This is a genomic window from Pandoraea sp., assembly GCF_041919235.1.
Lineage (GTDB): Bacteria > Pseudomonadota > Gammaproteobacteria > Burkholderiales > Burkholderiaceae > Pandoraea.
In genome coordinates this window covers 42316-56772 of record NZ_JAYRUC010000019.1, presented here as the reverse complement: position 1 = coordinate 56772, position 14457 = coordinate 42316, and the positions used below count along the sequence as shown (strand labels likewise).

Here is a 14457-nt window from a genome sequence, read left to right as displayed (position 1 = left end):
TGCGTGCTCCTGGCGTTGTCGGCGTCTATCGCCCGAAGGGCGACGGGTCAGCGCGCGTTGATGCGCCCTTATGAACATTGGGCGGTGCATAACCATACCGCTTGAACAGCCGTGCCAGATACGATGGCGATTCGATGCCGACGGCGGCGGCTGCGGCGAGGACGGTCATGCCCGGCGAGTTCAGCAGCGTCAATGCGACTTCCACGCGTCGCCGCGACTGATATTCAACGACGGACTCGCCGGTGACGTCGCGAAAGACCCGCGTCAATGCGCGACGCGACATTCCGAATTCGTAGGCGATACGCTCAAGGGGGACCGGCCGGTCGAGCGTCGCGTCGAGAAACGCGCAGATATCCCGCACGATCTCGGCACGGGCATCTCGCGGGTTCGGCGGCAATACGGCTGCCGTGAGGCCCGCTTCCACGCAACTCGCCGCCAGCGTGCGTGCGGCGAGGTCTGCGCGCAAGACGGCAAGCTCGGTCGAGGGCATTTCTGCGGCTCGGGCCATTCCCGTGGCGACGCGCACCGCGTCGAGCAACAGCAACGGTGCCGACCATATCGAGATGCGTGCATAAGAAAGCTTGCGTCGTGCCTTGCGTTCGCAAAAGGTGACGAAATCGCTGGCGACGTAGACCGCCACATGGGCCTGTCCTGGACGATAGCCTCGCGTGTCGTGCAGCCGCTGCGGCGGCACGACGACGAACGATTTCGGTGTGACACGCACGGGGGCGGCATTCGACTCGACGTTGAGGACGAGTTGTCCGGTTCGGGGGAGCAAGAACATGAACTCGTCGTCGTGCCTGTGCGGCTGCGTGCGATATTCGCCGACCGCAACATGCCGGACATCGGCGATGCGGTCGCCGCAGAGGTGGCGAGGGGCGGTCGGATAAGGCTTCAAGATGCTGTCCTTGGCGTGACGGGCCAATCGCGGCCCGCGCGGACGGCCTTGCGCGCAACCAGCCGGCGGCGTCGAGGCGGTCGGTTATCAGTATAGCCCGTGGTGGCGCACGACGAGCGACGGCCGCGACGTGCTTTGCGGGCGCGGGGGCACCGCCGCCTTTTCGGGAAAACGCTGCCGATGCTCGCCGTCGCAAGCATGGGCCTTGCGCGCGATTGGCCTGATCGGGTGCGCTGGGTGGCCCGATCGGGCGCGACGCACGCTTGCATCTTCGGCATGCTTGGATCACTTGTCCCTCGGAGCGCTCGTATGACCTTTGAAAACAGTATCCCGTCCGCCGGGGTTGCCGTGCGCGGCCTCAGTGCGCCCGATGTGCGATTCGTCAATGTATTTTCTGCGGGGGCCGGCGGGGGTAATCCTGCGCCCGTTGTGTTCGACGCGGATGGCTTGTCGTCAACTGAAATGATGGCAATTTCGGCGCGCTATGGTCACGAAAGCGCATTCGTGTGCAAAGCCAGTGATCCGCGCCACACCGCTCGGCTGCGCTTCTTCGTGCCCGCGCACGAGATGGAGATGTGCGGGCATGCCACGCTTGGGGCGATGTGGCTATTGCGCCAGGCCGGTCGGTGGACGACGACGGGTGCCACAGTGGAGACGCTGAGCGGCCTCGTCGATGTGCGTTATGACGAAGCGACGCGGCGTATCGATGTTGGCCAGCCGCGCGGCGTTGTCGCACCGATCGACGATCCGTCGCGGGTGGAGGCCGTATGTCAGGTGCTGCGACTGCGTCCGGGCGACCTTGCGCCGTTGGGCGTCGTCAATGCAGGAACGAGTCGCACGAAGACGCTGATTCCCCTTCGCTCTGTTCCGGCGCTCAACGCCCTGACCCCGGCGCTTGGCGATGTCCGCGCGTTGTGTGATGCACTCGAGTCGACGGGGCTCTATCCGTTCGCGGTCGAGCGAGCACGGCCGCTCGAGTTGCATGCGCGCCAGTTTCCGCGCTCCTCGGGCTATCCGGAAGACGCCGCCACCGGCATTGCCGCTGCGGCGTCGCTCTATGGCGCGCTTCACTATGGATTGCTTGCCGCAGGCGAATCGACGATGCGGGTTTATCAGGGCTTCGCAATGGGGCGGCCGTCGTGCATACGCGTGGCGTTGCGCGACGCCGATCGCCTCGACGCGGGTTGCTGGATCAGTGGCGCCGTCGAGTTCGCGATGCTCGAGCCTCGGGCATGACGACCTTGAGCCATGTTGGCTGTTGGCAGTTGGCGGATGAAGCGGTGCCACGGCCATTGTGGCCGCTGAGCGTCACGGCGCGACTTCTGCCCCCGAAATACCGTGTCGACGCAAGGCATCGGCGACGAAACCGGACGCTTTCATTTCCTCGACGAACGCTGCCAGAAATGCGTGGGCGTTTGCACTGCGCGCAATCGGCAGCCCCATCGCCTGGCGGATCACCATGAAGCGCTCGTTCAACAGCCGGTAACCGGCGGTGCTGGCGATATCGGCTTCGAGCTGTTGTTTCACGCCTGCCGCGACCTCGTAGCCGCCTTCGAGGAATGTCGTCACCACGCTCGGCGAGGTTGGCGCTCGCACGATTTCCGCATGCTGCAATTCCCGCGTGAGGAAGAGATCGTAGGCGCTGCCTCGCCCAACCACGACACGCGTGCCTGCCTGATCGACATCGGCGTTGATCGTTACCGCAGACGTTTGCGGCACGAGATAGTAGCCTTCGATCAGCACATAGGGAGCGGTGAAGGTAATTGTCGTGGCGCGTCGCGGATCGACGGCGAAAAAGCCGACGTCCGCCGCTTCGGCGGAAACGACGTCGACCGATTTGGCTGCCGTATCGACCGAGATCAGCTCGAGGGCGACGTCCAACCGCTGCGCAAGCGCCGTGGCCAGGTCCACCGAGATACCGCGCGGCGTTGACTGTTCGTCGAGTCCTGCGAGAACAGGGTTGCCCAGATTGATGCAGGCGCGTAGCGTGCCGGTCGGCGCCAGCGCGGCAACTAGGGAAGGGGCGAGCGTCACAATGGGGAGGATCCGTGGTGTCCTGCCGAAGTGCGGCCGGTCAGGTTTGCTGAGGGAGATTTCGCGACGACAATTTTACCGGAGGCGTCGAGCGGAGACTCGTGAAAACGTCGACCGCGCTCGTGCGGGCACAGTGTACAGCGCGGCCGGCGCATGACCGGCGCACGGCCGAATCGGCAGTCATATCTTTGGCAAAGGGCATCATTGCATGAACTTCGGATGTCGAAGTCCGTTGAGAATGACGCTACACTGTGCGCCGACAATCTCATCAACCTGGTGGACCTCGCGGAGGATTCGAAACATGTCAGTCAGAACGTTGCTTATCGCCTGCGTGGTCACTGCGGGGATAGTGATGTCCGGCGCCGTCGCCGCGCAGTCGTACTTGCAGAGCGGTGACCTCAACAGCATTCGCCAATCGAACCCAGCGGCGCCGGGAATATCGCTCCAGCCGTCGGCACCTCGGCGGGACAACGCGAGCGGTATCGGTGCGCAGTTCAGTCAGGGCATGGCGCAGGCCGAGCGACAGGCGCAGCGCCAGCGTGAGGCGTCCGCCATGAGCGATATGCAGATGAAAAATCTGACCGATTCGCAACGCGCGCCGCAAGGCCGTTATCCGGGCACGACCGTGAACGCGCAGGGTGCCGTCTACTTTGACGAGCAGGGGCCGACGGCTTGCACGAGAGATCCGGTGTCGGGACAGGTGCAATGCGGGGCGTCCACGTCTCGATAAGCGAACGCTTGCGGCGTTGCCTTATAGAGACGTTGCGGCGCAAGCGCGGCACACCGAAAGCACGCGTTGCCTCAGCCAGCGATGCACTGGGTCCGCCTCCATGCGCGGATGCCACATCAACGATACGGCGATCTGTTCGGTCGGCACGGGCAGATCGAAAACGTGAAACGACGCGGGTGAGATCGAAGCATGCCGTACGGCGCGTTGCGTCATGAGCGAGGCCGGCACCAGCGCAATCAGATCGGACGCCTGCGCCACGGACAACGCCGCCGGAAAGCTGGGCACCACCGCGACGATGTCCCGGTGCAGGCCCAATGCCTCGAGCGCATCGTCGACCGGTCCTTTGCCGGTGCCGTGCCGCGACGCCACGACGTGACCAAAGGCGACATATCGCCTGGCGTCCGGCGCACCGCTCGCGTCGAGTGGATGGCCGGAGCGTACGGCGCCCACGAAGTGATCGCGGAACAACGTCTGCACGCGGATCTCCGGGCCCATGTTGCTTGCCGCTCCGATCTCGCCGAGCACACCTATTTCAAGATCGGCTCGTCCGTCGCGCAAGGGCGCAGCCGTCTTTTCCGCCTTGGGCAGAAAGCGCAGGCTGACGAGGGGCGCCACCTCGGTGACTGCGGCAATCAGCGAGGCGCCGAAGGCCTCCACGAAGCCATCGTTGGTGCGAAGGGTGAACGTGCGGCGCAACGTGGCGAAGTCAGGTGAGGATGTGGCGGGGGTGAGCAGTGCGCGTGCCTCGTCCACGGCCTCCCGGCTGCGCGCGTGCAGTCGCTCCGCATGCGGGGTGAGCACCATGCGGCGGCCTGCGCGGACGAGCAATGGATCGCCGGTGGTGTCTCGCAAGCGGCTTAGCGTTCGGCTCATCGCCGACGCGCTCAGGTTCAAACGTCGTGCGGCCCCGGCCACGCTGGCTTCGGCGAGCAGGGCGTCCAGCGCAACAAGCAGGTTCAGGTCGGGGTCGGTCATGGGCATTTCCCGCGAGACGAGACATGGCGTTCCGTGCATGTTATCAGTGCAGATGCTGCGTCTTCCGCCATGCGTCTCATCACCTTACATTCCCTGACAGGTTACGTCACATCGTTGCTCGGCAATCTGCCGAGGATTCGTGAGTGGCGTTTGAGATGAGGAGTGCAGCATGCAGAACGCAATAGTCCCCCATGTTTCGACGCAAAAAACTGTCCTTTTGATTGGCGCATCGCGGGGTTTGGGCTACGCGATGGCTGAGGAGTATCTCAGGCGTGGCTGGCGTGTCATTGCCACGGCGCGGGCGGGGTCGTCGGGGAGGCTCGCTGCATTGGCGGCGACCGTCGGCGGCGCGCTCGAGGTTGAAATCGTCGATATCACGGTTGCGGCGCAGGTGGCCGCGTTGCGCGAGCGATTGGCCGACTGTCGGATCGATCTTCTCTTCGTGAATGCGGGGGTGAAGAACGACGACAGGGAGACGATTGCGGACGTATCGACCGAAGAGTTCGTGCGCGTCATGGTGACGAATGCGCTGAGTCCGATGCGCGTGATTGAGGCGTTCGAGGGGCTGGTGCCGGCTGGCGGCACGCTCGGTGTGATGTCGTCGGGGCAGGGTAGTCTCACGAACAATACCCATGGCAAATACGAGGTCTACCGGGGCAGCAAGGCGGCGTTGAACATGTTGATGCGCAGCTTCGCGGCGCGTCATCGCGACGATACGCGCACGATGTTGCTGATGGCGCCCGGATGGGTGCGTACGGATATGGGTGGGGCGGATGCGCGCTTGAGCATCGAGCAGAGCATTCCCAACCTGATCGACACCATCACGGCGCACGACGGCCGCCCGGGATTGCACTATGTCGACTATCTTGGCCGAACGGTGCCGTGGTGATCGGCGGTGCGTGCGCCGAGCGGGTTGCACCGAGGCCTTTCATGCTGCGTCCGCGCGCGAAATATGGATTTGGCGGACCTGTGGCGGCAGCGTCGTTCGGGGCGACTGGATGAAATCAGTGCAGCGGATCGGAGGGGGCGTCGTTTTCAAAGGTGCGAAGGCGCCAGCCGAACCAGACTGCCAGCATTCGGACGACGAAGCCGGTCAGGCAGCCGATGGTTGTGGCAATGCCGTTCGATACACCCCAATGCAGCATGGCGACATAGAGTGCGCCTGCGATACAGGCCACGCTTGCATACATCTCCCGGCGCAACACGAGCGGCACTTGGCCGCAGAGGAGGTCGCGCAGCATACCGCCGCCGATGCCGGTGAGCACGCCGGCGAGCACAACGATGATGGGGCTTGAGCTGACCGTCATGCCGACGTCGCAGCCGAGAATGGTGAATGCGGCGAGTCCGATGGCGTCGACGGTGATGAAGGTCATGCGTAGTCGGTGGACGTGTCGCGCGACGATCGAGGTGAGTGTGGCGGCGCCCAGCGTGAGGAGCAGGTACTCTGGGTGTGCGATCCAAACGAGGGGGTGGCGGCCGAAGAGGACGTCGCGGATGGTGCCGCCGCCGAGGGCTGTCACCATGCCGACGAAGGCGAGTCCGAAGCGGTCCATGCCGCGTTGCATGCCCATGATTGCGCCTGACATTGCTTCGGTCACGATGGCGATCAGGTAGAGCGCGTAGAAGATTTCCGTTTTCATAAGGTCCCATCGAGTGCGGGTGGAAATATATCACTTCATGAAATTTTCTCTGGATAGGAAGCGTATCCGCGCTACCGACTGATGAGTTTGGTGGACGGAGGGAGTGATTCCGCTGAGCGCGACAGAGAGTGGGGAGCGGGAGTGGGAGTGGGGTTGGGGTTGGGGAAATAGCTGGCCGGACCGGAGCCCCTTTCTGCCACGAGTTGGGTCATTGTCTGAGTGGCGGAAAGGGGCTTCGGTCCGGTGCCGTAGAGGATGTAAGAACTGAAGGGGGGGGAGGCGAGGGAGGTTTGCGGGGCGGTGCGGGGGGAAGGCTACAACGTGGCGCGTGTGCGGCACATCGACTCGTTCGAACAGCATTGGAACGACGAGGAACGCGGCCTCGCATGGCGTTGGCTCCCTCCTTGTCGGAACACACGGCCTGCACGTGAGCTGCGGTCTGCTTTGGCGCGTCGTGATGATCCAGCAGATTGTCGGATCGCCACTTCGGCTAAGATGCAGGCATCGACGTCGTGGCCGATGCGATATCTCCGAGAGCGTGGCCGTCCGAGCCCGCCATTCCGACAATCTGGCAATGAAGCTACGTGGCAACGGTTGGCGACGACTTTTCGCCCGAGCGTTCGTGGGCGCGGGCGCCGTGTGGGCAACTGCCGCTCTGGCGCAGCCGCCCCAGTACAAAACGGATGCCGAGCTCATGGGCGCGGCGATTGCGTCGCCCGAAGGCGTCGGTCAGGTGCTGGCGCGGCTTGTGCAGAAATGCGGGCTCTACAGCGCGGCGACCCGAACGCACGGCAATGCGGTATTGCGAGCCTGGCAGGTGCGTCATCGCGATTATCTCGATGAGGGGCGGCGCGTGCGGGCCGAGTTGCAATCGGTCTACACCGATCCCCAGGAACGAGCGCGTTTCAACGACCTGTTGCAGACGCAATTTCCGATGCTCGTCGAGCGCCAGTTCGTCGTCTACTCGCGCAGCATCGACGACCAGACGACCGAGCCCGCGAAAGCGGCATTGTGCGACAGCTATTTCTCAGCCGTCGACGACCGCCAGTTCGACCTCAGCGTCAACGACCCTGCGCTTGCCGCCTACCTCGACCGGCGAATTGCCGCGCGCGCAGCACCCGCGAGCGCGGGCAATGCCGGCAGCGACAGCCCTCCAAACGCAGGTGCGGAGGGCGCAGCAGGTCCGTCATCCCTACCCACGCCGCCGCCCGCGCCGCCGCCCACGCAGAAGTAGGCGCGGCTACGCCGTCGCGGGCGTGTTGCCGTCATCCGGCAGCTCACCCGTGAGCAAGTAGCGCATGAGGTCGGCCACCGGGCGAATGCGCTCGCCAAACGGCAACGGATCGCGGCCGCGAAAGAAGAGTCCGCGCGCCACATCGCCCCGCACGGCCTGCGCGAGTTTCAGATCGATACAGAACTGCCCGACGCGTGCCACGCCATCGCGCAGCCCGCATGCCTGCAGGCAATCGAATCCCTCCAGGCATTGCCGCACTTTGGCCTTCGCCTGCAGGGCGGTCTCGCGCGACAGATACTTCCTCAGCCACGGCGTCAGCACGGCACGCGCGGGCAACCCGGCCACGCTGGTGAATTCCGCGATGTCTTCAGGCCGTGCGCGCGCCAACACTTCCTTGAACGCCGGGTGGGCGTCCGATTCCTCGGTGACGGCAAAGGCCGTGCCCAATTGCACGCCCGCCGCGCCCTGGCCGAGCCAATGCCGGACCTGCTCGTGACGATGGATACCGCCCGCCACGATCAGCGGCACACGGGTCCAGTCGATACCAAGCGTGGCATAGATCTCCCGGCACTGCGTGAGGACATGATCGAATGAAAAGCGCGCGTCGCCCAGATCCTCGAGACGCGACGCGCCGAGATGCCCGCCCGCATGCGCCGGATGTTCAATGACGATGGCGTCCGGCAGACGGCCCTTCTTCATCCACTTGCGCAGCACGAGACTCACGCCGCGTGCGTCCGAGAGAATCGGGATGAGGGCCACGTGAGGGTGGGCAGCGGTGAGCTCCGGCAGATCGAGCGGCAGTCCGGCGCCCATGACGATGGCGTCGGCGCCGCTCTCGCACGCCTGCCGCACCAGCGACGCGTGCGCACTCACCGCCTTCATGACGTTGACCGCTACGAGCCCGTTTCCGTCGGCAATCGCCTTCGCAGCGCGAACTTCGCGATCCAGCGCGATCAGATTGACGGCCTCGATGGCCGCTTTGTCGCGTGTACCGTCGACTTGAGCGAGCAGGTCGGGGTGGTGATGGCGCAGGTCGATACTGGCGATCGTGCCCATGCCGTTGTGCCGCGCCACCGTGCCCGCCAGGCGGTGCGCGGAGATGCCGATTCCCATGCCACCCTGCACCACCGGCACCAGCCGGCGGCCGGCCAGCGTCAACCATTGCTCGTTCATATCAGTTCCGTTCGTCGAAGTTGTCTCGCGCGGGGCGTGCCCCACGTGGACTCGCGTACGCGAACAGGCAGTCTGACCTCGACTCGGCGAACGATTCTTGCGATGGGTCAAGCGCGGGCGCGCCCAACCGGTGTTTTCCGTGCGGCATGACGTCGCAGCGCCCGGCGGCCGGTCCCGCGACGAGATCGAACGGCGCTCGGACGAACCGGCTCCCTAGCCGGCGCGAGTCTTCGGCGGCGTGCCGCGCAGCTTCATGCCGAGGCCGCTCAGGAACACGCGCAGCGCGTCCGTCTTGCCCAGTTGCGGGCGATGACGGAAGACGTCGTAGTCGACGGCTTCGATCAGATCGAGAATGCGCAGGCCGCCTTGCACCACGCAGCACAGTTCAAGCCCGAAGCGGCCCGGTACCCGGTTGGCGAGCGGCGCGCCACGCAGCATCATTTGCCGGGCGAAGTCGACTTCGTAGCGCATGAGCGCGCGCCAGCGATCGTCGAAGGTCTGCGCACCAATGTCGGCGTCGGTCACACCGAAGCGGGCCATGTCGTCCTGCGGCAGATACACGCGCGCCTTTCGCCAGTCGACTTCCACGTCCTGCCAGAAGTTGATGAGTTGCAGGGCGGAGCAGATGTCGTCCGAGCAGGCGATGTTCTCGGGCGTGTCGAGCTTGAACAGGGCGAGCATGATGCGCCCGACCGGATCGGCCGAGCGCCGCGTGTAGTCGCGCAGTTCGGCAAACGTCGCGTAACGCTTGATCTCGATATCCTGATCGAACGCGCTGAGCAGATCGGCAAAAGGCTCGACAGCAAGCCGATGCTCGGCAATGACGCGCGCAAGGGCGGCGAACAGCGGCTTGTCGGGCGACGTCGGCTGCCCGGCGGCAATTTTGTCGAGTTCCGCGCGATACGCCGCGAGGCTGGCGTGGCGCTCGGCGTTGGGCGCGTTGCCCTCATCGGCAATGTCGTCGGCCGTGCGCGCGAAGTTATAGATCACGCCCACCGGCGCGCGCATCTCGCGCGGCAGCAGGATACTGGCGACCGGGAAGTTCTCGTAGTGCTCGATCTTGGCGTCGGAAGTCATCGGGCGGGTGAGGTCAATGGGGCAATGTCGCTCGCATCCGGCCAGGCATGGCCGTGAGCGGCGTGGATCGTGAAAACCGGGACGAACCGGAACCTGTCGCCGTCGCCACGGCAGGCGGCGCGGCGGCGGAAATATACGGGGCAAAGCGCTCGCGAAGGCCCGCAGAGGCGCCGGGAAAGCTGGCCGGCGCTGCGCCGAGCGCCCCGAGATTCTATGCTATCGTTCCGAATCCTGGCGGGAAAGTCGCGCCAATCCCCGGTATACTTCCCTCCTTGCAAGAATCCCCTGAGTTTTTTCCGTGGTGTCACCCTGTTCCCCTGCACGACGAGGAGCCTCGTGAGCGTCGCCGAACCGATCGAAATTTCGCCTGAGCAGAGCAGCGCACGCGTGGCGTCGGGCAGCAGTTTTTACGCGGCCATGCGCATTCTGCCGTCCGCGCAGCGTGAAGGCATGTTCGAGATCTATGCCTTTTGCCGCGCCGTGGACGACATTGCCGACGACGGCGAAGATACGTCGGCGAGCCGTATGGCGCGTCTGGCCCGGTGGCGGCGCGATCTGGCCGATCTGTACGACGGACGCCCTGCGCCGTCGCTCACGAACCTCGCGCGCGTCGTCCATCAGTTCGGCCTGAAGCACGACGACTTTCTCGCCGTGATCGATGGCATGGAAATGGATGCCTGCGGCCCCATCGTTGCGCCCGATCTGCCCACGCTCGATCTGTATTGCGATCGCGTGGCGAGCGCCGTCGGCCGTCTGTCGGTCAAGGTGTTCGGCATGCCCGAGGAGGACGGCATCGATCTGTCCCATCATCTCGGTCGAGCCCTCCAACTGACGAACATTCTGCGCGATATCGACGAAGATGCCGGCATCGGCCGTGTCTACCTGCCGCGCGAAGTGCTCGCCGACGCCGGTATCGTGGCGGCCACGCCGGAGCGTGTCGCCGCCGCCACGCTCGACCGCGCCTGTGCGCCGCTCGTTGCGCAGGCGCGTGAGCACTACACGAAGGCGCGCGCGATCATGGCGCGATATCCGCGCCGCGTGATCGTCGCGCCCGCCGTGATGGCCAAAGCCTACGGCGCCATTCTCGACAAGCTCGTTGCGCGCGGCTTTGCCGTGCCTCGCGAGCGCGTGCGGGTGCCGCGCTGGCGTCTTATTCTGATGCTGCTGCGGCAGATGGTCTTCTGATGGCGGGCACGGTTCACGTCATCGGCGCCGGCCTTGCAGGTCTGGCCGCCGCGGTGAGGCTTGTCACGCGCGGCGTGCCGGTCGTGCTGCACGAGGCCGCACCGCAGGCGGGCGGGCGGTGCCGCTCCTATTTCGATCGGCAGTTGAACGCCGTGATCGACAACGGCAATCATCTGGTGCTCTCGGGCAATTCGACGATGCGCGAATTCACGCGCACCATCGGCTCCGCGCATACGCTCACCGGCCCCGGTCGCGCCGAGTTCGCGTTCGTCGATCTCGATAGCGACGAGCGCTGGACAGTGCGTCTGTCGGAAGGGCGGCTGCCGTGGTGGATCTTCGACAAAAATGCCCGCGTGCCAGGCACCCGTTGGTCGGACTATCTGTCGCTGGCGCCGCTGCTGCGCGCCGGGCCCGACGCAACGATGACCGACGCGATGAATTGTCCGCCCACGCTCTATCACCGGCTCATTCACCCGCTGTTTCTCGCCGTGCTCAACGCCGATCCGGCCGAGGGCTCGGCGCAGATGGCCGCCGCCGTCATTCGTGAAACGCTCGCGGCGGGCGGCAAGGCCTGCCATCCGTTGATTGCGTGCGACGGTCTGGACGTGTCGTTCGTCACGCCTGCGCTGGCGTTCCTGGAAGCGAAAGGTGCGCGTGTGCTGATGCAGCACCGCGTGCGCGCGTTGGGCTTTGCGCCGGACGGCAGCCGTGTCGAATCGATCGACTTTGGCGACGGGCCGCAGGCCTTGGCCGCCGCAGATGCCGTGGTGCTCGCGGTACCGCCGAACGTGGCGGCGGCGCTGGTGCCGGACCTGACCACGCCCGACGAATACCGGGCCATCGTCAACGCGCATTTTCAGGTGCCGCCGCCGCCGGGCTGCCCGCCGATGATCGGTGTGGTGAACGGCGTGAGCGACTGGATCTTCGCCTTCGACGGCCGTTTGTCGGTGACGATCAGCGGCGCAGACCATCTGCTGGACGAATCGCGGGAATCGCTCGCGCTGCGCATTTGGGAAGAGGTCGCACGTGCGTGTCGACTTCCGTCCACGCCGATGCCGGTGTGGCAATTGGTGCGCGAGAAGCGGGCCACGTTTGCGGCGACCCCGGCGCAGGACAAGCGTCGCCCCGGCGCGCAGACCCGCTGGCGCAATCTCGCGCTGGCCGGAGACTGGACCGCCACGGGACTGCCCGCCACCATCGAAGGCGCGCTGCGCAGCGGCAACCGGGCGGCCGATGTGCTGTGTCCCGCCTGAGCGCTGCCGGAGCGTCGTGCGCAGGTACCGAGCCGGAAGCGAGGGTCGGAAGCGAGGGTCGGAAGCCGGCGGAAAGCGTGCGGAAAGCGACCGGAAACAGCGGGCGTCATTGCAAGTGTCAATGTTTAACCGGTGCGTGTTGCGCGCCGCTCATACGCCTTTGAGTAGGCAAGAACGCCATGGATACGATACGCGAGGCTTCCGAAAAGGAAGCACGACGCACGGCCACCGCCACGGCCGTGGATCTCAAACTGCATACCGAGCTTGCGCATAAGGTGAGTACGGCAATGGCGACTCAGACGCTCGAGACGGGGATCGACCGTTCGATCAAGGCGCTGCTCGATCTGCAACAGGACGACGGCCACTGGCTCTTCGAGCTGGAAGCCGACGCGACGATTCCCGCCGAGTACGTCTTGCTTCGTCACCATCTCGGTGAGCCGGTCGACGCCGAACTCGAAGCGAAGATCGCAGCGTATCTGCGTCGCATCCAGGGCGACGACGGCGGCTGGCCGTTGTTCCACCAGGGCAAGTTCGACATGAGCGCGAGCGTGAAGGCGTACTTCGCGCTCAAGATGATCGGCGAACCCATCGATGCCCCGCACATGGTGCGGGCCCGCGAGGCCATTCTCTCGCGCGGCGGTGCGCAGAATTCGAACGTCTTCACGCGCATTCTGCTGGCGCTCTATGGCGTGCTCTCCTGGCGTGCCGTGCCGATGATGCCCGTCGAGATCATGCTGTTGCCGCAGTGGTTCCCTTTCCACCTGTCGAAGGTGTCGTACTGGGCGCGCACCGTGATCGTGCCGCTGCTCGTGCTGCAGGCCAAGCGTCCGCTCGCACGCAATCCGAAGGGCGTCGGCATCGACGAGTTGTTCATCGGCAGCCCCAAAGACGTCGGTCCTCCGAAGCGGGCGCCGCACCAGAGCCGCTTCTGGTTCGCGTGTTTCTCCGGCGTCGATCATGTACTGCGTGCGCTCGATCCGTTCTTCCCCAAGGCGCTGCGCGAGAAGTCGGTCAAGCGCGCCGTCGCGTTCGTCGACGAACGCCTCAATGGCGAAGACGGCCTGGGCGCGATCTATCCGGCCATGGCCAACGCGGTCATGATGTACGACGTACTCGGCTATCCGGAGGATCATCCGAGTCGCGCAATGGCGCGCAGGTCGATCGAGAAGCTGGTGACGCCCGCCGATCACGAGACCTATGTGCAGCCGTGCCTCTCGCCGGTGTGGGACACCGCCCTGTCGGCGCACGCATTGCTGGAAACCGGCGACAAGCGCGCCATCGAATGCGCGGGCAAAGGCCTGGCGTGGCTGATTCCGCTGCAGATTCTGGACGTGCGCGGCGACTGGATTTCGCGCCGCCCGAACGTGCGTCCGGGCGGCTGGGCGTTCCAGTTTGCCAACCCCCACTATCCGGATGTCGACGACACCGCCGTGGTCGCCATGGCGATGGATCGCTATGAAAAACTGGCGGGGGCGTTCGAGAACGACAAGGTCGACGCAAGTCAGCGAGCCATGCGTCATGCGATCGATCGCGGTACGGAGTGGGTCATCGGCATGCAGAGCAGTAATGGCGGCTGGGGCGCGTTCGAGCCGGAGAACACCCATCTGTATCTGAACAGCATTCCTTTCTCCGATCACGGTGCGCTGCTCGATCCGCCGACGGTGGACGTCTCCGCGCGGTGTCTGTCGATGCTGGCGCAGTTGCCGACGTCGCCGCAGCGCAAGGCGTCTGCCGATCTGGCGTTGAAATACATCCTCGACGATCAGGAAGCCGACGGTAGCTGGTACGGCCGCTGGGGCATGAATTTCGTGTATGGGACATGGTCGGCCATGTGCGGTTTGCAGGCGGCGGGTTTGCCGCCGGAGCATCCGGCCATGGCGCGTGCCGCGCAGTGGCTGCTCTCGATCCAGAACGCCGACGGCGGCTGGGGCGAGGACGGCGACAGCTACAAGCTCGAGTACAAGGGCTACGAGCCGGCACCGAGCACGGCGTCGCAGACCGCCTGGGCGCTGCTTGGCCTGATGGCGGCAGGCAAGGCCCACGATCCGGCGCTCAAGCGCGGCATCGACTATCTGCTCGACACGCAGAACGACGAAGGACTGTGGGACGAAGCGCTCTACACGGCGACGGGCTTCCCGCGCGTGTTCTACCTGCGTTATCACGGCTATCGCAAGTTCTTCCCGCTCTGGGCGCTCGCGCGTTACCGTAACCTGACGGTACGCAACGATTGCCCGGTGCCTTGCGGCATGTAATCGCGA

General features: G+C 65.2%; 13 protein-coding genes. 7 read left to right on the top strand and 6 right to left on the bottom strand.

From position 1 onward, the window contains the following. Positions 1 to 25: 25 nt before the first annotated feature. Positions 26 to 898: a helix-turn-helix domain-containing protein gene (locus ACE3UG_RS16015; RefSeq protein ID WP_374625600.1), complete on the bottom strand. Its 873-nt coding sequence runs from the start codon at positions 896 to 898 to the stop codon at positions 26 to 28. 309 nt (positions 899 to 1207) lie between these two features. Here ACE3UG_RS16015 and ACE3UG_RS16010 point away from each other — a divergent pair, with 309 nt between their 5' ends. Further along, positions 1208 to 2134 (top strand): PhzF family phenazine biosynthesis protein, encoded by a 927-nt coding sequence (locus ACE3UG_RS16010; RefSeq protein WP_374625598.1) that lies wholly within the window; start codon positions 1208 to 1210, stop codon positions 2132 to 2134. Positions 2135 to 2206: 72 nt separating this feature from the next. On the opposite strand, the gene ACE3UG_RS16005 is transcribed toward ACE3UG_RS16010, so the two are convergent. Beyond that, entirely contained in the window at positions 2207 to 2932 is a 726-nt protein-coding gene (locus tag ACE3UG_RS16005; RefSeq protein WP_374625596.1) for an ABC transporter substrate-binding protein, read from the bottom strand. Between the two features lie 301 nt (positions 2933 to 3233). On the opposite strand from ACE3UG_RS16005, the gene ACE3UG_RS16000 reads away from it, so the two are divergent. Next, positions 3234 to 3662: a hypothetical protein gene (locus ACE3UG_RS16000; RefSeq protein WP_374625594.1), complete on the top strand. Its 429-nt coding sequence runs from the start codon at positions 3234 to 3236 to the stop codon at positions 3660 to 3662. A gap of 21 nt (positions 3663 to 3683) precedes the next feature. Here ACE3UG_RS16000 and ACE3UG_RS15995 read toward each other — a convergent pair whose 3' ends face one another. Further along, positions 3684 to 4637: a LysR family transcriptional regulator gene (locus ACE3UG_RS15995; RefSeq protein WP_374625592.1), complete on the bottom strand. Its 954-nt coding sequence runs from the start codon at positions 4635 to 4637 to the stop codon at positions 3684 to 3686. 169 nt (positions 4638 to 4806) lie between these two features. On the opposite strand from ACE3UG_RS15995, the gene ACE3UG_RS15990 reads away from it, so the two are divergent. Beyond that, positions 4807 to 5526 (top strand): SDR family oxidoreductase, encoded by a 720-nt coding sequence (locus ACE3UG_RS15990; RefSeq protein ID WP_374625590.1) that lies wholly within the window; start codon positions 4807 to 4809, stop codon positions 5524 to 5526. A gap of 115 nt (positions 5527 to 5641) precedes the next feature. On the opposite strand, the gene ACE3UG_RS15985 is transcribed toward ACE3UG_RS15990, so the two are convergent. Beyond that, positions 5642 to 6277 carry a trimeric intracellular cation channel family protein gene (locus tag ACE3UG_RS15985; protein WP_374625588.1) on the bottom strand — a complete coding sequence of 212 codons (636 nt, stop codon included), beginning with the start codon at positions 6275 to 6277 and terminating at the stop codon, positions 5642 to 5644. Between the two features lie 574 nt (positions 6278 to 6851). Between ACE3UG_RS15985 and ACE3UG_RS15980 the strand changes: the two genes are divergently transcribed. Next, entirely contained in the window at positions 6852 to 7511 is a 660-nt protein-coding gene (locus tag ACE3UG_RS15980) for a hypothetical protein (RefSeq protein ID WP_374625584.1), read from the top strand. Between the two features lie 6 nt (positions 7512 to 7517). On the opposite strand, the gene ACE3UG_RS15975 is transcribed toward ACE3UG_RS15980, so the two are convergent. Together ACE3UG_RS15975 and hpnC are read right to left on the bottom strand one after the other, a co-directional pair. Beyond that, positions 7518 to 8684, bottom strand: coding sequence for an NAD(P)H-dependent flavin oxidoreductase (locus ACE3UG_RS15975; protein WP_374625582.1), 1167 nt, complete (start codon positions 8682 to 8684; stop codon positions 7518 to 7520). 213 nt (positions 8685 to 8897) lie between these two features. After that, positions 8898 to 9761, bottom strand: coding sequence for a squalene synthase HpnC (gene hpnC / locus ACE3UG_RS15970; RefSeq protein WP_374625579.1), 864 nt, complete (start codon positions 9759 to 9761; stop codon positions 8898 to 8900). A gap of 336 nt (positions 9762 to 10097) precedes the next feature. Between hpnC and hpnD the strand changes: the two genes are divergently transcribed. From hpnD to shc, 3 genes are all read left to right on the top strand, one after another. Further along, a complete protein-coding gene (hpnD, locus tag ACE3UG_RS15965; protein WP_374625577.1) occupies positions 10098 to 10946 on the top strand; it encodes a presqualene diphosphate synthase HpnD in 849 nt (282 codons plus the stop codon). After that, entirely contained in the window at positions 10946 to 12199 is a 1254-nt protein-coding gene (gene hpnE / locus ACE3UG_RS15960; RefSeq protein ID WP_374625575.1) for a hydroxysqualene dehydroxylase HpnE, read from the top strand. The genes hpnD and hpnE overlap by 1 nt, the downstream gene beginning before the upstream one ends. Positions 12200 to 12378: 179 nt before the next feature. Continuing rightward, positions 12379 to 14451, top strand: coding sequence for a squalene--hopene cyclase (gene shc, locus ACE3UG_RS15955; protein WP_374625573.1), 2073 nt, complete (start codon positions 12379 to 12381; stop codon positions 14449 to 14451). Positions 14452 to 14457: the final 6 nt, after the last annotated feature.